The following is a 19,764-nucleotide window of genomic DNA, read 5'->3' as shown; positions in this document are numbered from 1 at the left end:
GTGCTCGCCGATGGAACTCGCGAAGAGTTTTGAACCCGCAGACCTCGAACGTCGCTGGTACCCGGAATGGGAAGCCAGAGGCTACTTCGCCGCCGGCCTCGACCGCGAGAAGACACGCTCCTTCTGCATCCTGCTTCCGCCACCGAACGTGACCGGGACCCTGCACATGGGCCACGGGTTCAACCAGGCGATCATGGACGCCCTCACCCGCTACCACCGGATGCGTGGCGACAACACGCTCTGGCAACCAGGAACCGACCACGCCGGAATCGCCACCCAGATCGTCGTCGAGCGTCAACTCGATGCCCAGGGCGTGTCGCGTCACGACCTCGGCCGCGAGCGCTTCCTCGAGAAAGTCTGGGAATGGAAGGAGTTCTCGGGCAGCACGATCACCCAGCAGATGCGCCGGCTGGGTGCTTCACCCGACTGGAGCCGGGAACGCTTCACGATGGACGCCGGCCTGTCGCGAACGGTGACCGAGACCTTCGTCAGGCTCTATCGGGAAGGACTGATCTACCGTGGCCAGCGTCTGGTCAACTGGGACCCGGTGCTGCAGACCGCCGTCTCGGACCTCGAAGTCGTTCAGGAAGAAGAACAGGGTTGGCTTTGGCACATCCGCTATCCACTCGCCGACGGCAGCGGGCACCTGACGGTTGCGACGACGCGCCCCGAAACGATGCTCGGCGACACGGCGGTGATGGTCCATCCGGACGACGAGCGCTATCGCCATCTGCTCGGCAAGTACGTCAGACTACCGCTCTGCGACCGGGAAATACCGATCATCGCTGACGCCTACGTCGATCTCGAGTTCGGAACCGGTTGTGTCAAGGTGACACCGGCGCACGATTTCAACGACTATGCCGTGGGCCAGCGGCACAGGCTGCCGATGGTCCCGATCCTGACCCTCGATGCCCGGATCAGCGGAAACGCCCCGGCACGATACCAGGGTTTGGATCGTTTCACGGCGCGCGAGCGTGTCGTCGCCGACCTCGAGCAACTTGGTCTGCTCGAGCGCGTGGACGCGCACCCGCTGAAGGTGCCCCGTGGCGACCGGACGGGTAGCGTCATCGAGCCGATGCTCACCGACCAGTGGTTCGTGGCAATGACCCGTGCCGGGCCCGACGGAACGAGCATCGCCGAAAAGGCCCTGGCCTGCGTCGCCTCGGGCGAAATCCGCTTCTTCCCGGAGAACTGGGTCAACACGTACAATCAGTGGCTGAACAACATCCAGGACTGGTGCATCTCGAGGCAGCTCTGGTGGGGCCATCAGATCCCGGCATGGTACGGACGGGACGGGGAAATCTTCGTTGCCCACGACGAGGCCGAAGCCCGCGAGCTCGCTGCAGCCCAAGGCTACGACGGCGCGCTGCGGCGAGACCCCGATGTCCTCGACACGTGGTACTCGTCGGCACTCTGGCCGTTCTCGACGCTCGACTGGACCCCCCACTGGCCCGCCGAGAGCAACCCTGCGCTCGATCTCTATCTGCCATCGACCGTGCTGGTCACCGGCTTCGACATCATCTTCTTCTGGGTCGCGCGGATGGTCATGATGACCCGGCACATCACCGGACGAGTCCCGTTCCGGCATGTGTACGTGCACGGCCTGATTCGCGATGCCGAAGGTCAGAAGATGAGCAAGTCGAAGGGCAACGTGCTCGATCCAATCGACCTCGTCGACGGCATCGGGATCGAAGCGCTCGTCGAAAAGCGCACCAGCGGGTTGATGAACCCCCGGCAGGCCGAATCGATCGAGAAGCGGACACGCACGGAGTTCCCGAACGGAATCCCGGCATTTGGTGCCGATGCCCTGCGCTTCACCTTTCTTTCTCTGGCCAGTCCAGGCCGCGACATCAAGTTCGACCTCGCCCGCTGCGAGGGCTATCGCAACTTCTGCAACAAGATGTGGAACGCGACCCGTTTCGTGCTGATGCACACGACCGGACACGACCTCGGTCTCGCAGGCTGCGCAAGCGACGCTTCACGTCCGGATGGCGGGCTGTCCTTTGCCGATCGCTGGATCGTCAGCCAGTTGCAGCGCACCGAGGCGGCAGTCGCCCAGCACTTTGCGGAATACCGCTTCGACCTTCTCGCGCGCGCGATCTACGAGTTTGTCTGGGACGAGTTCTGCGACTGGTATGTCGAACTGGCCAAGGTCCAGCTCCAGCAGGGCTCCCCCGACGAAGTGCGCGCGACGCGCCGGAATCTGGCTCGCGTGCTCGAGGCGGTTCTCCGCCTGGCCCATCCGCTGATGCCGTTCATTACCGAGGAGCTCTGGCAGTTCGTGGCGCCGATCGCCGGCCGCAAGACCCACTCCTCGGTCATGCTCGCGGCGTATCCTCTGGCCCGGGCCGAACGGCTCGACCCGACCAGTGAAGCGACGGTCCAGCAACTGAAGAACCTGGCCTACGCCTGCCGCAACCTGCGCGGCGAAATGAACCTCTCGCCGGCACAACGGTTACCCCTGCTGGCCTGCGGCGACGGCGAAATGCTCCGGGATTTTTCGCCGTACCTCAAAGCGCTCTGCCGGCTGTCGGAGCTGCGTATCGTGGACGCGCTGCCCGAGAAAGCCAGCGCCCCGACGGCGATCGTTGCAGAGACGAGACTGATGCTCGAAGTGACCGTCGACGTCGACGTCGAGAGCAAACGCCTCGACCGCGAGATTGCCCGGCTGGCCGCGGAAATTGGCCGTTCGAGGGCCAAGCTGGCCAACGAGCAGTTCATTGTCCGTGCACCGGCAACTGTCGTCGAACAGGAGAGAAAGCGTCTCGGCGAGTTCGTCGCCATGCTCGAAAAGCTCGAGCCGCAGCGCCGGGGCCTCGACTCCGGCCGTCCGCCGCCGGTCACCGACTGAACGGTGAGCCGGCGGCCGGGCAAGCCTCGTCCCGGGCAAGAAGCGCCTGGCCGATGCCGTGACGGCGCCCTGCCGGACAGCCGGATCGTTGAACCGGACAGCGCGACGTCGGGCCACGCCAATTGACACGAGTTTTAGACTTGCCATAAGATGCGCAGCTTTCCGTTACATGGCAAACAAGGACGGCGCTTGATGAAGACTTTCTCGGCCAGACCGCACGAGGTGACTCGCGAATGGCTTGTGGTTGATGCCACCGACAAGGTGCTCGGTCGGCTGGCGGTAGAAATCGCTCGCCGCCTTCGCGGCAAGCACAAGCCCGAATTCACTCCGCACGTCGACACTGGCGACTACATCGTCGTGACCAACGTCGACAAGTTGCGGGTCACCGGCAGAAAGCCTGAAGACAAGAAGTACTACCGGCACTCGGGATACCCGGGTGGCCTCCATGAGACGACCTTCAGCAAGATGCAGCAGCGATTCCCCGGGCGGGTCCTCGAACTGGCGGTGAAGGGCATGCTTCCCAAGGGACCACTTGGCTACGCGATGATCAAGAAGATGAAATGTTACGCGGGTGCCAGCCATCCGCATGCTGCCCAGCAGCCCAGAGTTCTCGAAATCTAGAAGGGCGTGATGATGGCTGAAGATTACTTTTATGGCACCGGCCGGCGCAAGAGCGCCGTCGCCCGCGTCTTCATGAAGCGTGGCTCGGGCCGGTTCGTGGTCAACGGTCGGACGATCGATGATTTCTTCTCGCGCGTCACCGGACGGATGATCGTTCGTCAGCCGCTCCAGTTGCTCGACCAGATGAACAGTTTCGACGTCATGGTCAATGTTTCTGGCGGCGGCGAGTCCGGCCAGGCGGGGGCCGTCCGTCACGGCCTGACGCGAGCGCTGATCGCCTACGACAGTTCGCTCAAGCCGGCGCTGTCCAGGGCCGGTTTCGTCACTCGCGACGCTCGCGAAGTCGAGCGGAAGAAGGTGGGCTTCCACAAGGCACGCCGCCGCAAGCAGTTCTCGAAGCGCTAGTCGCGGTCGACGCGCTTCCTGCCCCGGCTTTCGTCGCCGGGGCAGGAGTTCTCTGGTGCCCGCGCGGCCAGGTCACTCGGCATCAGTCGGCCGCGTGCCTGCTGCTCAAGCGCAGATCAGACCTCCCCCAAGACAGACCCGGCTCTCGTAAACGACGACCGACTGCCCGGGGGTCACCGCCCATTGCGGCTCGGCGAACCTGAGCACGCAAGTCTCGGCGTCGACACTCTCCAGTTCGCACGGGGCGTCCGCCTGCCGGTAGCGCGTCTTCGCCGTATACACCCAGTGCGTGTGCGGCGGCCGGCCGGCGACCCACGACAGATCCCGGGCGGTAAGCTCGTCGGCGAGCAGGGCCGGGTGCTCGTGTCCCTGGACGACGTAGAGGATGTTGCGCGCGACGTCCTTGCGCGCGACGAACCAGGCGTCGTGGTCGCCGTGTTCACCCGGCCTGCCCCCTTTCACTCCGCCAATGTGCAGCCCCTTGCGCTGACCGAGCGTGTGGTAGGCCACCCCGTCGTGCTCACCAAGCAGCCGTCCGTCGTCGAGACTGCGGATCTCTCCCTTGCGCGGTGGCAGATAGCGCATCAGGAAGTCCTTGAACGGTCGCTCACCGATGAAACAGATGCCTGTCGAGTCCCTTTTCAAGGCAACGTGCAGGCCGGCGGCCTCGGCGATCCGCCGAACGTCGCGCTTGTACAGTTCGGCGAGCGGGAAGATCGTTCTCGCCAGTTGCTCCTGATTGAGGCGATGGAGGAAATAGCTCTGATCCTTGGTCCCGTCCTCGGCCTTGAGCAGCTGCCACTCATCCTCGAAGAAGCGCACGCCCGCGTAATGACCGGTGGCGATTCGCTCGGCGCCAAGACGCAAGGCGTGATCGAGAAAGGCGCGGAACTTGATCTCCGAGTTGCAGAACACGTCCGGGTTGGGGGTGCGACCGGCTTGGTATTCGCGCAGAAACTGCGCGAATACCCTGTCCCGATATTCGCCGGCGAAGTTGACCACTTCGACTTCGATACCCAGCTTGTCGCCGACGCTGAGCACGTCGAGCAGATCCTGCCGCGACGAGCAGTACTCGTCGCTGTCGTCGTCCTCCCAGTTCTTCATGAACAGGCCGACGACATCCCAGCCCTGCTCCCTGAGCAGCAGCGCGGCAACCGCCGAATCGACACCGCCAGACAAGCCGACGACGATCCGTTCTCCCTTGCTCATCCTGAGTCCCCTGCTAATTCGCGCCCGCCGGATCGCCTCGCTGGCCACCGGCTGCGACGCTGAAGGCCTGGTAATCTTCCGGATCCACCCCGTCGAGCCAGTCGCCGAGGGCCATCACGACTGCGGGCTGACCGTTGTCGCGGAACCAGCTGTCGACGACGAAACGCGCCGGGCCGGCCGAAGTCGGCTCGCCGTCGTCCGCCACACGGTCGGGACCCGCGCCGGCGAGTTCCTCGACTTGCGCCGAAAGATGAACCGCAAACAGGTAACGCACGCGCTGCACTGGATCGAGCACGCGATGGAAGCGCAGCCAGCCACGCCCTTCGAGCATCCTGAGCAGCCGCGTCGTCGTCGTCGAGTGATCGATGCAGTCCATCCGCCCGACGACCCCCTGGTCGGCGACGTTGCCGCCACGATCCGCCGCGATCGGCGTCTGCGTGCCAGCCCAGGCGAGCAGACTCCCGATGGCCAGCGACAGCGCCGCCCGCTCCTCCTCGGCACTGCCTGCCGCGCCGAGCAGGCGCTGCACCTCGGCGAGCTGTTTGCCATCGTAGATCACGTCGTCTTCGCTCAGGCAGCCGTAGTTGTAGCACACGCGCACCGTGTCGGCAGCGGCCGGGGGCACCGCGACGAGCAGCGCGAGAACGATCACCCAGCCCATGTGCAATGGTGAAGGAGATCGAGAGGGTAGCGCCGGCCTGCCAGCCAGTCTTCGATGCACGACAGGACCAGGGGACTCCGATGCTGCGCCTCGCGGCGGCGAACCTCGTCGAGGGTCAGCCAGTGCACGGCGCGGATGCCCTCGTCGAGCCGCCGCTGCGCATCGTGGGCGCTGATCAGCCCGCCGAAAGCGAAACGCAGATAGGTCACCTCACGCCGTTCGTTGCGGCAGTTGTAGATTCCGATCAGGTACTCCGGTCGCAGGACATAGCCCGTCTCCTCGAGCGTCTCGCGAATCACGGCGTGCACCAGCGACTCGCCACATTCGAGATGACCTGCCGGCTGGTTGTAGCAGACACCGAACTCGGTATCCTCCTCGACGAGCAGAAAGCGGCCTTCACGCTCGAGCACCGAGGCGACCGTCACATTGGGTTTCCAGACCATCCGAAGCAGCCCAGGAGTCGTGAATGCGCCATTTTACCGCCAAGCAGGGGGTGAATTCGGCTAGAATCTGCGCTTCAGTTTTTCCAGCAAGACGGGAGAAGACGATGTCCATGGCGGATCGTGACGGCTTCATCTGGTACGACGGCAAGCTGGTGCCATGGCGGGAGGCGACGACCCACGTCCTGACCCACACCCTGCACTACGGAATGGGCGTCTTCGAAGGCGTCCGGGCGTACAAGGCGGCAAACGGCACAGCCATCTTTCGCCTCGCTGAACACACCGACCGGCTGTTCAACTCGGCGTACATCTTCCAGATGAAGATGCCGTACGACCGGGAAACGCTGATCGAGGCGCAAAAGGAAGTCGTCCGCGCCAACGGACTCGAGGCCTGCTACATCCGGCCGATCGTCTTCTACGGCTCGGAAGCGATGGGTATCGCCGCCACCTCGATCAGTACACATGTGGCGATCGCCGCCTGGCCATGGGGCGCGTATCTCGGCGCGGAAGGCATGGAAAAGGGCATCCGGGTCCGCACGTCGTCGTTCACCCGGCATCACGTCAACATCAACATGTGTCGCTCGAAGTCCGTGGGCACGTACACCAACTCGATCCTCGCCCATCAGGAAGTCGCGCATGACGGTTACGATGAAGCGCTGTTGCTCGACGTAGACGGCTACGTTGCCGAAGGCGCCGGAGAAAACATTTTCATGGTCAAGAGGGACAAGCTGTATACGCCTGATCTGACCTCGTGCCTCGAAGGCATCACCCGCTCGTCGGTGCTCGAACTTGCCGAAGAGTTGGGCATCCCGGTCATCGAGAAGCGAATCACCCGCGACGAAGTCTACTGCGCCGACGAGGCCTTCTTCACCGGCACGGCCGCCGAGGTCACGCCGATCCGCGAACTCGACAACCGACAGATCGGCACGGGCCGGCGCGGGCCGGTGACGACACGAATCCAGAGTCTCTTTTTCGATTGTGTGAATGGCCGCGTGCCAGCGCATGCAGACTGGCTGGCCTACGTCTGAACCCCGTTTGCGAGATTGCCAATCATGTCCCAGAACACCCAGCAGAAGCCCATCGAGGTGACCGCTCAGGATCTGCCGCTGCACTGCCCGACGAAGGATTCGCCTCTTTGGGCGAGGCACCCTCGTGTCTTCCTGGACATCACGCACACCGGAGAAGTCGTCTGCCCCTATTGCAGTGCGCGGTATGTGCTCAAGGGCGAACCACCTCGAGGGCATCACTGACCGGCGGCTTTGCCGCCGCGTCCGGCCGTCCCGCGCGTGGCGAGAACGGCTGAACGGCGGCCGGCGGTGAAGCTGCGGCCCGCGAAATGCCGGTCGCCGAACGGGCCCAGGGTGCCGTGATGATCGCCGTCTTCGCCACCCCCGACGACGTCGAAGCCGCCTTCTATGAGGCCATCGCGCGCGCCGACCTGGCGGCACTGATGAGCGTCTGGGCCGACGACGAAGAAATCGTCTGCATTCATCCGACTGGCCAGCGTCTGGCCGGCGCCGAGGCCATCCGCGAAAGCTGGCGCAGCATCTTCACCAATAATCCACGGCTCAGGGTGCGCATCTCCCGCGGGATCCGCTGGCATGGCATGCTGATCGCTGTGCACAACGTCGTCGAAACGCTCTACGTCGGCGACGAGCGCCGGGGGCACGGGCCGATGCTGGCGACCAACGTCTTTCAGCGGGGGGCGAGGGGCTGGCGCCTGCTCATCCATCATTCCTCGACGGCGCTCGATCGCGAGATTGGCGACGGCGAACAGAGCAGCGAGCGCGGGGCCAGCCCGCGGATCCTCCATTGATCGCCTACGAAGCGCCGACCTGGCTTCCCGGTGGGCACGCGCAGACCATCTACCCGCTGCTGATCAGGCCGGCCCCCCTGCCCTATCACCGCGAGCGCTGGGCAACGCCCGACGGCGACTTCATCGACGTGGACTGGGCGGCGCCGCCGCAGAGCGTACGCGCCGGCCCCGGTCGGCCTCTGCTCGTGCTGTTCCACGGACTCGAGGGCAGTTCGGCGAGTCACTACGCGGTGAGCCTGATGCGCGCTCTGGCGGCGATCGGCTGGACCGGCGCGGTGGTTCACTTCCGCGGCTGCTCGGGAGAGTTGAACCGTCTTCCGCGGGCCTACCATTCGGGGGACAGCGAGGAGATCGACTGGGTTCTCCGGCGGTTGCAGGCGCGCTTCAGTAACCGTTCCCGCTATGCCGTCGGTGTCTCCCTCGGCGGAAACGTGCTGCTCAAGTGGCTCGGGGAGCGCGGAACGGCGGCCAGCGACGTGCTCCAGGCCGCGGCGGCGATCAGCGCCCCGCTCGACCTCGCGGCGTCCGGGCATCACCTGGGACGGAACTTCAACCGCTTGTACACCGCTTACTTCCTGCGCACCCTCAAGCGCAGCGCGCGCGATCGGCTGCGCCGCTTTCCCGGCCTTTTCGATGAGCAGCGAATGGCCGCGGCGAGAACCCTTTACGAGTTCGACGATGCGGTCACTGCGCCGCTGCACGGCTTCGCGGGTGTCGACGACTACTGGCGCCGGGCATCGAGCAAGCCGTGGCTGGCTGGAATCCGGCTGCCAACGCTGATTCTCAACGCCACGAACGATCCCTTCCTGCCCGCAAGCGCACTGCCCTCGCCGCACGACACGGCGCGCGCGGTCAGGCTCGAATTCCCGAGCCACGGCGGGCACGTCGGCTTTGTCGTCGGCAGGCCGCCTGGTTCGATCGCCTGGCTCCCGCAGCGTATCCTGCATTTCCTTCAGCACGAGGTCTGAAATGGCAACATCCCTTCCCGCCGAGATCTTCAAGGCCTATGACATCCGCGGGGTCGTCGGCAAGACCCTGACACCCGGGATCGTCCGGCTGATCGGCCAGGCCCTCGGTTCGCTCGCCGCAGAACGAGGCCAGGAGGCGGTCGCTGTGGGTCGCGACGGTCGACTTTCGGGCCCCGAACTCGCCGCCGCCCTGAGCGATGGCATCCGGGCTGCCGGGGTCGACACGATCGACGTTGGCTGCGTCCCGACCCCGGTCGTCTACTTCGCCGCCCACCACCTCGGCTGCCAGAACTGCGTGGCCGTCACCGGCAGTCACAACCCACCCGAGTACAATGGGCTGAAAATGGTCGTCGCTGGCGAAACACTCGCCGGTGGAGCGATCGTCGGCCTGCGCGAGCGCGTCGCGACCGGTGAGCTGCACCGGGGCCAGGGCCGGGCAACCAGCGCCGACGTCCGTCAGGCGTATCTCGAGAGGGTGGCCAACGACGTCAAACTGGCGCGCCCGATGAAGATCGTCGTCGACTGCGGCAATGGCGTGGCGGGTGAAATGGCCCCGGAGCTCTTTCGCCGTCTCGGCTGCGAGTTGGTCGAGCTGTTCTGTGAGGTCGACGGCCGCTTCCCGAACCATCACCCCGATCCGTCGCGGCCCGAGAACCTGCGCGATGTGGTGGACGCTCTGCAGACCGGTGACGCCGAACTCGGCCTCGCCTTCGACGGTGACGGCGACCGACTTGGCGTCGTCACTCGTGACGGCGAGATCATCTACCCTGACCGCCAGCTGATGCTCTTCGCCGCCGACGTGCTCGCGCGCTGTCCGGGCCAGGCGATCATCTACGACGTCAAGTGCTCGCGCCTGCTCGCACCGTGGATTCGCCAGCACGGCGGCAAGCCGCTGATGTGGAAGACCGGACACGCGCTGGTCAAAGCCAAGCTGCGCGAAACCGGAGCCCCGCTGGCCGGGGAAATGAGTGGCCACGTTTTTTTCAGCGAGCGCTGGTACGGCTTCGACGACGGACTCTACGCCGGCGCGCGCCTGCTCGAAATCGTCTCCCGCGAGGCCGACGCCAACCGCGTCCTGAAGGCCCTGCCCGACAGCCATTCGACCCCGGAACTGAACATCGCCATGGGCGAGGGCGAGCCGTTCTCGCTGATCGACGAACTGGCGCGCCACGCGACCTTTGACGGAGCCCGTGAAGTGATCACCACCGACGGTCTGCGCGTCGAGTACGCCGACGGTTTTGGCCTGGCCCGACCGTCGAACACTACACCGGTCGTGGTGCTGAGATTCGAGGCCGACAGCGACGAGGCGCTGGCGCGCATCCAGGCAGACTTCCGGCGGGTCATCCTGGCTGCCCGTCCAGCTCTGACGCTGCCCTTCTGAACTGCGCACCGCCAGCCAAGACGAATCGGCCTTCGGCACCGCCTGGATGAGATGACGGAACCGATCAGCAGCGCGTTGCTCTTCCGCGATCCGATCCTCGACCGGAAGCAGGAGATTGCCGGATACCACCTCTCGCTGCGCAGCGACGACGCCACCGGCAAGCTTCGCCCCCGGCATGAACTCAGCGCCGCGCTGATTGGCGCCTATTCCGAACTGGGACTGCAGAGCGCGCTTGGCAAGGCGGTGGCGTTCATCGGCATCGACGCCGATTTGCTGCGGGACGACCTCGTCGAGTTCCTGCCGATCAACGCCGTGGTCCTCGAACTGCTCCTCGATGGCCCACCCGACCCAGCCACGCTGGCCCGCTGCCGCAGTCTCCGGGAGCGTGGCCACCAACTGGCGCTGACCGACTATCGAGGAATCGAAGAACGCAGCCGGCCGCTGCTGCCGCTGGTCGGGGTGGTCAAGATCGATGCGACCGCTGCCCGCCCCGGCGAACTCGCCGACTTGGCCGGATCGCTACGCAATCTCCCGATCCGGCTGCTCGCCGAGGGAGTCGACACCCGCGAGCAGATGGAGCACTGCCGCAGCGTCGGCTTCGAGCTTTTCCAGGGGAGATACTTCGCGCACCCCGAGATCATCAGTGGGCGGAGGCTTTCTGCTTCCCAGGCTACGCTGATCCGTCTGATCAATCTGGTCGGGCGCGACGCCGACAGTGCGCGGATAGAAGACGCTTTCAAGCACGAGCCGGCGCTGACCCTGAATCTGCTGCGCATCGTGAACTCGGTCGGCTACCGCGGCGGCCGCCTCGGCCAGCCCATCACCTCGCTACGCCATGCGATCACGCTTTTCGGCAGACGCCCCCTGCAGCGCTGGTTGTCGCTGCTGCTGCTGGCGCCAGCTGGAGCCACCGATCCGGCTCGCGCACCGCTGCTTCAGGTTGCCGCCCTGCGTGGCCGGATGATGGAGCTGCTCGTCCAGTCAGGGCTATCCCGCAGTCCGGACCGGGCACCGGATCTCGCCTTTCTCACCGGCATCCTGTCGATGATGCCGGCCGCCCTCGGCCTGCCGATCGACGAAATCCTCGACCAGATCGCGGTCGACAGCGAAGTGCGCAACGCGCTCTGTGAACATCGAGGACTGCTCGGCAGCGTGCTCGCGCTGCTCGAGTGCTTCGACAGCGACGACGCGCCGTGCTGCGACCGGATGCTGTCCCAGCTACCCGGACATCCGGACCGCCACACGCTGAATACCTGTCTCAGCGCCGCTCTGCGCTGGCTCAACGCAGGCGGCGAGTGATTGGCTGCTGGCACGAGTGGTCATGCTCGAGCACAGGGGCCCGGGCAGACCAGACGATCAGACCTGCGCGCCGGCCCTTGCCAAAGAATCTTGCCGCCGGCCTGATCGACGACGAGCACTGCAGGCGCGGAAGCGTTGCCGTAGAATGCCGCCAGAAGACCGGAGAGAGCCATCGGGCCGTTGCCCACCGGTCACCCTGATTTCTCAACAGGCGGCTATGGCCAACGATCGCCCCGGCAACAGGCCCGCGTTTCTCGAGCAACTCTCCCGGCTGCTGATTCGCGAGCCCGAGGATCGCGAGCAACTGATGAGGCTGCTCCATTCGGCGCAGCAACGCAACCTGCTCGACGCCAACGCACTGCGCATCTTCGAGGGCGCGCTGGCGATTTCGACAATGACCGTCCGCGAGGTCATGGTACCCCGCCCAATGATGGAGGTCGTCGACCTCGGCGATTCGCTCGCGCGGGTGATCGAACGGGCCAATGCGACCGCGCACTCGCGTTTCCCGGTGATCGACGGCAACCCGGACAACGTCGTCGGCGTCCTGCTGGTCAAGGATTTGCTGCGCGTCGACAACCCGGCTGCCTTCAGCCTTCGCGACTGGGTGCGGCCGGCGGTGTTCATTCCCGAGTTCAAGCGCCTCGACGTCCTGCTGCGCGAGTTCCGCTTCGCGCGCAACCACATGGCCATCGTCATCGACGAATACGCCGGCATCGCCGGCCTGATCACCATCGAGGACGTCCTCGAACAGATCGTCGGCGAGATCGACGACGAGTACGACTTCGACGAGGACGAACCGGACATCCAGTCCGACCCGAGCGGCCAGTATCGCGTCAAGGCGCAGACCGCGATCGCCGACTTCAACGATGCCTTCGGAACCCGCTTCAGTGACGAGAAATGCCTCACCGTCGGCGGTCTGCTGCTCAATCGTCTGGGCCGCGTCCCGCAATTCGACGAGATCACGGAGATCGAGGGGCTGAGCTTCCGCGTCCTGCGCGCCGACAGCCGGCGGATCTATACGCTGGTCGTCTCCCGGCCGTCCACGAAAGAACGCGCTGGCTAGGTCCTTCCCCTGGCGCTGGGTCGCCTCGCTGCTGCTCGGCGCCGCGAGTGTCGCGGCCTTCGCGCCGGTCGGCTGGTTTCCGGTCAGCTGGCTGAGCCTCGGCGGTCTGTTTGCCCTGCTCTGCTCAGAGGTCGACGGCCTGCGGCGACCACGCCACGGAGCACTGCTCGCCCTGGCCTATGGCCTGGGCCTGTTCCTTTCCGGCGTTTCCTGGGTTTATGTCAGCCTCAGCGTATTTGGCGGAATGCCCGTCGCGCTGGCTGGCCTGGCAACGGTCCTCTTCTGCGCGGTGCTCGCCGGCTTTCCGGCGCTTGCCGGCGCCCTCTTCGTACACCTCGCCACTTGCGGGTGGCTCGCCCGCGCACTCCTCTTCGCGGCCGTCTGGGTGCTCACCGAGTGGCTGCGCGGCTGGACGTTTACCGGCTTTCCGTGGCTCGCGGCCGGCTACTCCCAGACCCCACCGAGCCCGCTCGCCGGTTACGCGCCGATCTTCGGTGTCTACGGTGTCTCGCTGTTCTGTGCTCTGTTCGGCGCACTCGGCCACGAGATCGGCCGGCGCTGGCTGTCGACGACCGCGTGTCCAGCCAGACGCTGGCTGCGCTGGTGCCCGCTGCTTCCGATCCTCTGTGCCGCCGCCATTCTACTCGCCGGCGCGATGCTCCACGACCTGCGCTGGACCGAAGCGAGCGGCAGATCGATCCGCGTCGCACTGCTCCAGGGCAACGTTGCCCAGGACATCAAGTGGCGCCCGGAGTACTTCGCCGAATCGCTGCGCACCTACTACCGCCTGGCCCTGGAGAACCCGGCACAATTGACGGTCATGCCGGAAACCGCCCTGCCGGCTTTCCTCGACCAGGTGCCGGTTGCCTACCTCGAGGCCTTGCGCGAACTCGCGCTGCGTGAGCACGGAGACATCCTGCTGGGCATCGCGATCGCCGAAGGTCGGCAGTACTTCAATGCCGCCGTGAGCATCGGCGCGTCCCCGGCGCAGCGCTACCGCAAGGTTCACCTGGTCCCCTTCGGCGAGTTCGTCCCGCCGGGTTTCGCACGGATCATGGCCCTGGCGAACATCCCCATGTCCGACTTCAGCGCTGGCTCTGACGGCCAGCGCCCGCTGCAGATCGCTGAACAGCGCGTGGCGGTGAACATCTGCTACGAGGACGCCTTCGGTGAGGAGCTGATCGGCGCACTGCCCGAAGCGACGCTATTAGTCAATCTGTCGAACGTCGCCTGGTTCGGCGACTCCCTGGCGCCAACACAGCATCTGCAGATCGCCCGGATGCGCGCGCTCGAGACTGGCCGGATGATGCTCCGGGCGACGAATACGGGAATGACCGCGATCATCGACGTGGACGGACGGGTACGCTCGGCATTGCCGCCGTTCTCGCGTGGTGCGCTGACCGGCGAGGTCAGCGGATACGCCGGAGCGACGCCCTTCGTTGCCTGGGGCAACTGGCCGGTGATCGGCTGTGCGCTGCTGATCGTCTGCGTGTGCACCGTCGCCCGGCAGCGCCGATGGGTAGCCAAGGGATCACGGGTCAGTCATGTCGGTCGCGAAACCAAGTAGAATCACGGCTCCTGGTTCAACCCCGATACCCTTTCATGCCAACCTTTCAGGAAGTCATTCTGCGGCTCGAAAACTTCTGGGACAGGCAGGGATGCGCCCTGCTCCAGCCATACGACATCGAAGTCGGCGCAGGGACCTTTCATACCGCGACATTCCTGCGCGCCATCGGACCGGAGCCGTGGCAGGCCGCCTACGTTCAGCCGTCGCGTCGGCCCAAGGACGGTCGCTACGGCGAAAACCCGAACCGCCTGCAGCACTATTACCAGTACCAGGTGGTCCTCAAGCCGTCGCCGGCGAATATCCAGGATCTCTATCTCGACTCGCTGCGCGCGCTGGGCATCGACACGTCCGAGCACGACATCCGCTTCGTCGAGGACGACTGGGAAAGCCCGACGCTCGGCGCCTGGGGGCTTGGCTGGGAGGTGTGGCTCGACGGCATGGAGGTGACCCAGTTCACGTACTTTCAGGAGGTCGGGTCACTGCCCTGCCGACCCGTTCTCGGCGAGATCACCTATGGCGTCGAGCGGCTGGCGATGTACCTGCAGGGCGTCGAGAACGTCTTCGATCTGGTCTGGGCGCAGGGCCCCGGCTACCGCGTGACTTACGGAGACGTCTATCATCAGAACGAGGTCGAACAGTCGAAGTACAACTTCGAGCTGGCCAGCGTCGACCTCCTCTTCCGTCACTTCGGCGAGTACGAAGCCGAAGCGCGGCGCCTGATTTCCGCCGGTCTGGCGCTGCCGGGTTACGAGATGGTCATGAAGTGCTCGCACACCTTCAATCTCCTCGACGCGCGCGGGGCGATTTCCGTCGCCGAACGGGCGGCCTACATCGGCCGGGTACGTGCACTGGCCCGCGAGGTCGCCCAGGCGTACCTCGACTCCCGCCAGGCGCTCGGCTTTCCGATGTGCCGTCCGGCGATCACGAGTGGGGGGTGCTGAGTGAGCAAGGAACCGGTTCTGGTCGAGCTGCGCACCGAGGAATTGCCGCCGAAGTCGCTCCGTTCGCTCTCGGAAGCCTTTGCCGACGCGATTCTCGTCGCGCTTCGGGCGCAGCATTTCGCGACCACGGACAGCGTCTGCACCGCGTACGCAACGCCGCGGCGGCTGGCCGTGCTGATCAGCGAAGTCGCCGCGCGACAGCCTGACCGCATCGTCGAGCGCAAGGGGCCAGCGGTGAGCAGCGGCCTCGATGCCGATGGCAAACCCGCACGCGCACTCGAAGGGTTCATGCGCGCCGCCGGTGCGAGCTTCGACGAACTCGAACGGACGAACGACGGCAAGGGCGAGTACTTCGTCGTCCGTCGTGCCCACGCCGGAGAGAACCTCGAAGCTCACCTCGCCGAAATCGTTGCCCAGGCGGTGCGCCGGCTGCCCATCCCGAAGCTGATGCGCTGGGGGGATTCCGAGCACCAGTTCGTGCGCCCGGTTCATGGATTGATCCTGCTTCACGGCAGCCGGGTTATCGCGGGCGAGGTACTCGGCCTGAGCAGCGGTCGCACGACGCTCGGTCACCGCTTCCTGTCGACCGGGAAGATCGTCATCGACCGCCCCGAGGCCTACGCGACGAGGCTCGCCGAGGCCAGAGTCATCGCTTCTTTCGCCGAACGCCGGGCGTCGATCGCTACGCAACTCGAAGCCGCCGCTCGACGGATCGATGCCCGGCTCATCCCTGAAGAAGCGCTGCTCGACGAAGTCACCGCACTCGTCGAGTGGCCGGTGGTCCATGTCGGCGAGTTCGAGCGCGAGTATCTCGAGGTTCCCCAGGAATGCCTGGTCCTGACCATGCAGCAGAATCAGAAATATTTCCCGCTGTTCGACGACCAGGGCAAGCTGCTCAACAGGTTCCTGATCGTCTCCAACATGGCCGTCGCCAACCCGACGAACATCGTCAGCGGCAATGAGCGGGTGGTTCGCCCGCGTCTCTCGGATGCGCGATTCTTCTTCGACCAGGACCGGAAGACCGGCTTCGCCAGCCGGGTCATCGAGCTGGGCTCGGTCGTCCATCACCACCGACTGGGTTCGCTGGGCGATCGCGCGCAGCGGATGGGCCGGATCGCGCGGAACATCGCCGAGTACCTCGGCGCCGACGGCAACCTCGCCGAGCGGGCGGCGCTGTTCGCCAAGATCGACCTGCTGACCGACATGGTCGGCGAGTTCCCCGAGCTGCAGGGGATCATGGGCCGCTATTACCTGCTCCACGAAGGCGGCATGCCGGTCGTCGCCGAGGCCATCGAACAGCACTACCGGCCGCGCTTTGCCGGCGACCTGCTGCCGCAAGGCAACATCGCCTGCGCCGCTGCTCTCGCCGACAAGCTCGACCTGCTCGTCGGCTTCTTCGGCATCGGGCAGGTACCGACCGGAGATCGCGACCCCTTCGGCCTGCGCCGTGCCGCGCTCGGCGTGCTGCGCATCCTGATGGAGACACCGCTGCCACTCGACCTCGGCCAATTGATCGACACCACTAGACAGGCGCTGCAGCGCCAGGGAATGGCCCTGGAAACGGACGAGGAGCCGCTGCTCGCTTTCATCTACGAACGTCTGCGCGGCCTGCTCCGGGAGGCCGGACACCCCGCCGACGTGGTCGAGGCCGTGCTGGCCAACCGGCCGAGGCGCATCGACCTGATCCCCGCCAGGCTGTCTGCGGTCACCGACTTCCTCACCCTGCCCGAAGCGCAGGCGCTGGCGGCGGCCAACAAGCGGATCGGCAACATCCTCAGGAAGGCCGAAGCAGTTCCCGCCGAGCCGGACATTGCCCTGCTCGAAGAGGACGCGGAAAAGGCGCTCTTCGAACGTGTCCTGCTGATGACGCCGCTCGTCCGCTCGCACGTGCACAACGAGGACTACGCCGATGCCCTGAAGGTTCTCGCTTCGGTGCGCAGCGAGGTGGACCGCTTCTTCGACGAGGTGATGGTCAACGTCGACGAACCTCTGTTGCGCGCCAATCGCCTCGGCCTACTGAAGGGTCTCTACGAGCAGCTCAACGCGGTCGCCGACATCTCGAAGCTGGCCGTATGAAGCTCGTCATTCTCGACCGCGACGGGGTCATCAACTACGACTCGAGCCAGTTCATCAAGTCGCCCGCCGAATGGCGACCGATCCCGGGCAGCCTCGAAGCGATCGCCCGGCTCAATCAGGCCGGCTATCGCGTCGTCGTGGCCACCAACCAGTCGGGACTCGCGCGCGGCCTGTTCGACATGGACACGCTCAACGCGATCCACGACAAGATGCACCGGGCCGTCCATGCGGCCGGGGGGCGCATCGATGCCATCTTCTATTGCCCGCACTCGGCGGAAATGGGCTGTCGCTGCCGCAAGCCGCAGACCGGGATGTTCGAAAGGATCGCCGGCTGCTTCAACATCGATCTGCCCGGGACACCGTCGGTCGGCGACTCGCTGCGCGACCTGCAGGCGGCCGCCGCGGTCAAGGCGCTGCCGTTGCTCGTGATGACCGGAAAGGGAACGAAGACGCAGGCCGACGGCGGGCTCCCCGAAGGCACGCTGATCTTTCCCGACCTCGCTGCAGCCACCGACTTCATCATTGGTTCGTGATGGCGGCTCTGCGCACCCTGATCTTCATGCCGCCGGCCGTGTTGCTGACCATGCTCTACGGGCTGCTGATCTCGCTCGCCGTGATCCTTCCGATCTCCGTACGCTACTGGCTGCTCGCCGTCTGGCGCTACTGCATCCTCGGCCTCTGCAAGGTTGTCGTTGGCCTGGACTACCGCGTACTCGGGCGAGAGAACATTCCCGCCGAGCCGTCGATCGTCATGTCGAAGCACCAGTCGGCGTGGGAAACCGTCGGCCTGCAGGCGATCTTCCCGCCGCTCGTCTTCGTGCTCAAGAAGGAGCTGATCAGCGTGCCGTTCTTCGGCTGGGCGTTGGCCGCGCTGAAGATGATCGCCATCGATCGTGCGGCCGCCAAGGACGCGTTGAAGCAGGTCTTCGACCAGGGCGCCGAGCGTCTCGCGGCCGGCTACTGGGTGATCATCTTCCCCGAGGGGACGCGTGTCGAGCCGGGTCAGACGTCGCGCTACAAGCCCGGTGGCGCGCACCTCGCCAAACGCACCGGAGCCAAGGTCGTTCCGGTCGCGCTCGACGCCGGCGAGTTCTGGCGGAAGAGCACGTTCGCGATCTCGCCGGGAGTGATCACGGTGAGCATCGGACCACCGATCGACCCGGCCGGCAAGTCCGCGGCGAAGATCAACGCACTCGTCGCCGCATGGATCGACACCGAGATGCAGCGCCTGTCGCCACACCGCTACCCGTCGCGTGCCGATGCCGTTGCCGCCTGAAGCGGTGCGCTCCGCGGCACTACCGCCCGCAGAGATCGCCCGGAGCATCGACCTCGGGGGCCGGAGGGTGCCTTACCTCCTGCGTCGCGCTCCCCGACGGACGATCGGGCTGACCATCGATCACCGCGGTCTGCGCGTCGGCGCTCCGCATCGCGTGACGCTACGCGAAATCGAGTCGCTGATCGCCCGCCACGCCGAGTGGATTAACCGGAAGCTCGACGAGTGGCAGGCGCGCCGCCCACCCGAGCGACTGCAGCTGACCGACGGCCTGTGTCTGCCGGTGCTCGGCAAGCCGGTCACCATCCGCCTCAGACCGGGGAGCAACCGCTGTCTCTGGGACCTGGAGTCGGAGAACCCGACACTGAGCCTCTGCCTGCGCACGCCGGACGACGGCCCGCGCCTGCTCGAACGGACACTGCGCGAGCACGCCCACGCGCTGTTCATTGACCGGCTGGCCCACTACGCGCGGCAAACCGGTGTCGATCCGCCGCGCCTGGCGCTGTCGGCTGCCCGCAAGCGCTGGGGCAGCTGCCACGCGCACAACGGGATCCGCCTGAACTGGCGACTGATCCACTTCCCGCTGCCGGTGATCGACTACGTGGTCGTCCACGAAGTCGCACACCTGCGGGAAATGAACCATAGCCCGCGTTTCTGGTCGATCGTCGCAGAGTTGTACCCCGACTACCCTGTTGCGCGCGCGGCCCTGAAGCAGCACGAAGCGCACTGCCCCCACTGGTAAGGAGAAGAGATGAGGATCCTGCACACGATGATCCGCGTCGGCGACCTCGATCGCTCGCTGGCGTTCTACACGGAAGTCCTCGGCATGCGCCTGCTGCGCCGTCAGGACTACCCGGCAGGGCGTTTTACGCTGGCTTTCGTCGGTTATGGGCCGGAATCCGAGGGCGCCGTACTCGAGCTGACGCACAACTGGGACACCGCCTCCTACGAACTCGGCAGCGGCTTCGGCCACGTGGCCATCGAAGTACCCGATGCCTACGCTGCCTGCGAGCAGATCCGGCAGCGCGGCGGCAGGGTCGTCCGCGAAGCTGGACCGATGAAGCACGGAACGACGGTGATCGCCTTCGTCGAAGATCCCGATGGCTACCGGATCGAGTTGATCCAGCGCAAGAGCTGACCTTCTCCAGCGTCTCTCTCTGCGGCGCGAAAGTCAGTGCCCGTCAGCCACCCCA

Annotated in this window: 20 protein-coding genes; 17 read left to right on the top strand and 3 right to left on the bottom strand. The window is 65.7% G+C overall.

The genetic code is table 11. From position 1 onward, the window contains the following. Positions 1-10: 10 nt before the first annotated feature. The 3 genes from NFW05_RS11285 to rpsI all read left to right on the top strand — a co-directional run bounded on the left by NFW05_RS11285 (position 11) and on the right by rpsI (position 3,877). Positions 11-2,851, top strand: coding sequence for a valine--tRNA ligase (locus tag NFW05_RS11285; RefSeq protein WP_295306538.1), 2,841 nt, complete (start codon positions 11-13; stop codon positions 2,849-2,851). Positions 2,852-3,043: 192 nt separating this feature from the next. Further along, positions 3,044-3,472, top strand: coding sequence for a 50S ribosomal protein L13 (rplM, locus tag NFW05_RS11280; protein ID WP_295306535.1), 429 nt, complete (start codon positions 3,044-3,046; stop codon positions 3,470-3,472). 12 nt (positions 3,473-3,484) lie between these two features. Continuing rightward, complete coding sequence (rpsI, locus tag NFW05_RS11275) at positions 3,485-3,877, top strand: 30S ribosomal protein S9 (RefSeq protein ID WP_295306783.1); 393 nt, start codon at positions 3,485-3,487, stop codon at positions 3,875-3,877. A 105-nt stretch (positions 3,878-3,982) separates the two neighbouring features. Here the strand turns inward: rpsI and mnmA are convergent, their stop codons facing one another. From mnmA to NFW05_RS11260, 3 genes are read right to left on the bottom strand one after another with little or no spacing between them, the layout of a single operon-like run. Further along, the gene (gene mnmA, locus NFW05_RS11270; RefSeq protein ID WP_295306531.1) at positions 3,983-5,086 is read right to left on the bottom strand and encodes a tRNA 2-thiouridine(34) synthase MnmA; all 1,104 of its coding nucleotides are present in this window, start codon (positions 5,084-5,086) and stop codon (positions 3,983-3,985) included. Between the two features lie 13 nt (positions 5,087-5,099). Further along, on the bottom strand, positions 5,100-5,747 hold the full coding sequence (locus tag NFW05_RS11265) for a hypothetical protein (protein ID WP_295306528.1): 648 nt from the start codon (positions 5,745-5,747) through the stop codon (positions 5,100-5,102). Next, the gene (locus NFW05_RS11260; RefSeq protein WP_295306525.1) at positions 5,735-6,190 is read right to left on the bottom strand and encodes an NUDIX hydrolase; all 456 of its coding nucleotides are present in this window, start codon (positions 6,188-6,190) and stop codon (positions 5,735-5,737) included. Before NFW05_RS11260 ends, NFW05_RS11265 begins: the two co-directional genes overlap by 13 nt. A 104-nt stretch (positions 6,191-6,294) precedes the next feature. Here NFW05_RS11260 and NFW05_RS11255 point away from each other — a divergent pair, with 104 nt between their 5' ends. The 14 genes from NFW05_RS11255 (at position 6,295) to gloA (ending at position 19,709) form a co-directional block, all read left to right on the top strand. Further along, positions 6,295-7,215 carry a branched-chain amino acid transaminase gene (locus NFW05_RS11255; protein WP_295306522.1) on the top strand — a complete coding sequence of 307 codons (921 nt, stop codon included), beginning with the start codon at positions 6,295-6,297 and terminating at the stop codon, positions 7,213-7,215. A gap of 24 nt (positions 7,216-7,239) precedes the next feature. Beyond that, the gene (locus NFW05_RS11250) at positions 7,240-7,437 is read left to right on the top strand and encodes a zinc-finger domain-containing protein (RefSeq protein ID WP_295306519.1); all 198 of its coding nucleotides are present in this window, start codon (positions 7,240-7,242) and stop codon (positions 7,435-7,437) included. 119 nt (positions 7,438-7,556) lie between these two features. Beyond that, positions 7,557-8,003: a nuclear transport factor 2 family protein gene (locus NFW05_RS11245; RefSeq protein WP_295306516.1), complete on the top strand. Its 447-nt coding sequence runs from the start codon at positions 7,557-7,559 to the stop codon at positions 8,001-8,003. Beyond that, on the top strand, positions 8,000-8,971 hold the full coding sequence (locus tag NFW05_RS11240) for a hydrolase (protein WP_295306513.1): 972 nt from the start codon (positions 8,000-8,002) through the stop codon (positions 8,969-8,971). Before NFW05_RS11245 ends, NFW05_RS11240 begins: the two co-directional genes overlap by 4 nt. Before the next feature lies 1 nt (position 8,972). Beyond that, complete coding sequence (locus tag NFW05_RS11235; protein WP_295306510.1) at positions 8,973-10,352, top strand: phosphomannomutase/phosphoglucomutase; 1,380 nt, start codon at positions 8,973-8,975, stop codon at positions 10,350-10,352. A 51-nt stretch (positions 10,353-10,403) separates the two neighbouring features. Continuing rightward, positions 10,404-11,651 carry an EAL domain-containing protein gene (locus NFW05_RS11230; protein ID WP_295306508.1) on the top strand — a complete coding sequence of 416 codons (1,248 nt, stop codon included), beginning with the start codon at positions 10,404-10,406 and terminating at the stop codon, positions 11,649-11,651. A gap of 217 nt (positions 11,652-11,868) precedes the next feature. Further along, positions 11,869-12,714, top strand: a complete 846-nt coding sequence (locus NFW05_RS11225; RefSeq protein WP_295306505.1) for a transporter associated domain-containing protein — start codon at positions 11,869-11,871, stop codon at positions 12,712-12,714. Next, positions 12,668-14,281, top strand: coding sequence for an apolipoprotein N-acyltransferase (lnt, locus tag NFW05_RS11220; RefSeq protein WP_311104710.1), 1,614 nt, complete (start codon positions 12,668-12,670; stop codon positions 14,279-14,281). Before NFW05_RS11225 ends, lnt begins: the two co-directional genes overlap by 47 nt. Positions 14,282-14,316: 35 nt before the next feature. Beyond that, positions 14,317-15,222 carry a glycine--tRNA ligase subunit alpha gene (glyQ, locus tag NFW05_RS11215; protein WP_295306501.1) on the top strand — a complete coding sequence of 302 codons (906 nt, stop codon included), beginning with the start codon at positions 14,317-14,319 and terminating at the stop codon, positions 15,220-15,222. Then, positions 15,223-17,298, top strand: a complete 2,076-nt coding sequence (gene glyS, locus NFW05_RS11210; protein ID WP_295306498.1) for a glycine--tRNA ligase subunit beta — start codon at positions 15,223-15,225, stop codon at positions 17,296-17,298. Next, complete coding sequence (gene gmhB / locus NFW05_RS11205; RefSeq protein WP_295306495.1) at positions 17,295-17,831, top strand: D-glycero-beta-D-manno-heptose 1,7-bisphosphate 7-phosphatase; 537 nt, start codon at positions 17,295-17,297, stop codon at positions 17,829-17,831. Before glyS ends, gmhB begins: the two co-directional genes overlap by 4 nt. Beyond that, entirely contained in the window at positions 17,831-18,574 is a 744-nt protein-coding gene (locus NFW05_RS11200; protein ID WP_295306492.1) for a lysophospholipid acyltransferase family protein, read from the top strand. Before gmhB ends, NFW05_RS11200 begins: the two co-directional genes overlap by 1 nt. After that, complete coding sequence (locus NFW05_RS11195) at positions 18,558-19,313, top strand: SprT family zinc-dependent metalloprotease (RefSeq protein WP_295306490.1); 756 nt, start codon at positions 18,558-18,560, stop codon at positions 19,311-19,313. Before NFW05_RS11200 ends, NFW05_RS11195 begins: the two co-directional genes overlap by 17 nt. A gap of 9 nt (positions 19,314-19,322) precedes the next feature. Next, entirely contained in the window at positions 19,323-19,709 is a 387-nt protein-coding gene (gloA, locus tag NFW05_RS11190) for a lactoylglutathione lyase (protein WP_295306487.1), read from the top strand. Positions 19,710-19,764: the final 55 nt, after the last annotated feature.

It is taken from the genome of Accumulibacter sp., assembly GCF_023806625.1.
Classification (GTDB): domain Bacteria; phylum Pseudomonadota; class Gammaproteobacteria; order Burkholderiales; family Rhodocyclaceae; genus Accumulibacter.
Note: the sequence above shows the minus strand (reverse complement) of the source record. Positions and strands in the feature narration are given on the sequence as shown.

What these genes read in the sequence shown, in the direction of transcription:
- NFW05_RS11285 (WP_295306538.1), top strand. Translation starts at nt 11, where the DNA reads ATGGAACTCGCGAAGAGTTTTGAACCCGCAGACCTCGAACGTCGCTGG.
- rplM (WP_295306535.1), top strand. Translation starts at nt 3,044, where the DNA reads ATGAAGACTTTCTCGGCCAGACCGCACGAGGTGACTCGCGAATGGCTT.
- rpsI (WP_295306783.1), top strand. Translation starts at nt 3,485, where the DNA reads ATGGCTGAAGATTACTTTTATGGCACCGGCCGGCGCAAGAGCGCCGTC.
- mnmA (WP_295306531.1), bottom strand. Translation starts at nt 5,086, where the DNA reads ATGAGCAAGGGAGAACGGATCGTCGTCGGCTTGTCTGGCGGTGTCGAT.
- NFW05_RS11265 (WP_295306528.1), bottom strand. Translation starts at nt 5,747, where the DNA reads ATGGGCTGGGTGATCGTTCTCGCGCTGCTCGTCGCGGTGCCCCCGGCC.
- NFW05_RS11260 (WP_295306525.1), bottom strand. Translation starts at nt 6,190, where the DNA reads ATGGTCTGGAAACCCAATGTGACGGTCGCCTCGGTGCTCGAGCGTGAA.
- NFW05_RS11255 (WP_295306522.1), top strand. Translation starts at nt 6,295, where the DNA reads ATGTCCATGGCGGATCGTGACGGCTTCATCTGGTACGACGGCAAGCTG.
- NFW05_RS11250 (WP_295306519.1), top strand. Translation starts at nt 7,240, where the DNA reads ATGTCCCAGAACACCCAGCAGAAGCCCATCGAGGTGACCGCTCAGGAT.
- NFW05_RS11245 (WP_295306516.1), top strand. Translation starts at nt 7,557, where the DNA reads ATGATCGCCGTCTTCGCCACCCCCGACGACGTCGAAGCCGCCTTCTAT.
- NFW05_RS11235 (WP_295306510.1), top strand. Translation starts at nt 8,973, where the DNA reads ATGGCAACATCCCTTCCCGCCGAGATCTTCAAGGCCTATGACATCCGC.
- NFW05_RS11230 (WP_295306508.1), top strand. Translation starts at nt 10,404, where the DNA reads ATGACGGAACCGATCAGCAGCGCGTTGCTCTTCCGCGATCCGATCCTC.
- NFW05_RS11225 (WP_295306505.1), top strand. Translation starts at nt 11,869, where the DNA reads ATGGCCAACGATCGCCCCGGCAACAGGCCCGCGTTTCTCGAGCAACTC.
- glyQ (WP_295306501.1), top strand. Translation starts at nt 14,317, where the DNA reads ATGCCAACCTTTCAGGAAGTCATTCTGCGGCTCGAAAACTTCTGGGAC.
- gmhB (WP_295306495.1), top strand. Translation starts at nt 17,295, where the DNA reads ATGAAGCTCGTCATTCTCGACCGCGACGGGGTCATCAACTACGACTCG.
- NFW05_RS11200 (WP_295306492.1), top strand. Translation starts at nt 17,831, where the DNA reads ATGGCGGCTCTGCGCACCCTGATCTTCATGCCGCCGGCCGTGTTGCTG.
- NFW05_RS11195 (WP_295306490.1), top strand. Translation starts at nt 18,558, where the DNA reads ATGCCGTTGCCGCCTGAAGCGGTGCGCTCCGCGGCACTACCGCCCGCA.
- gloA (WP_295306487.1), top strand. Translation starts at nt 19,323, where the DNA reads ATGAGGATCCTGCACACGATGATCCGCGTCGGCGACCTCGATCGCTCG.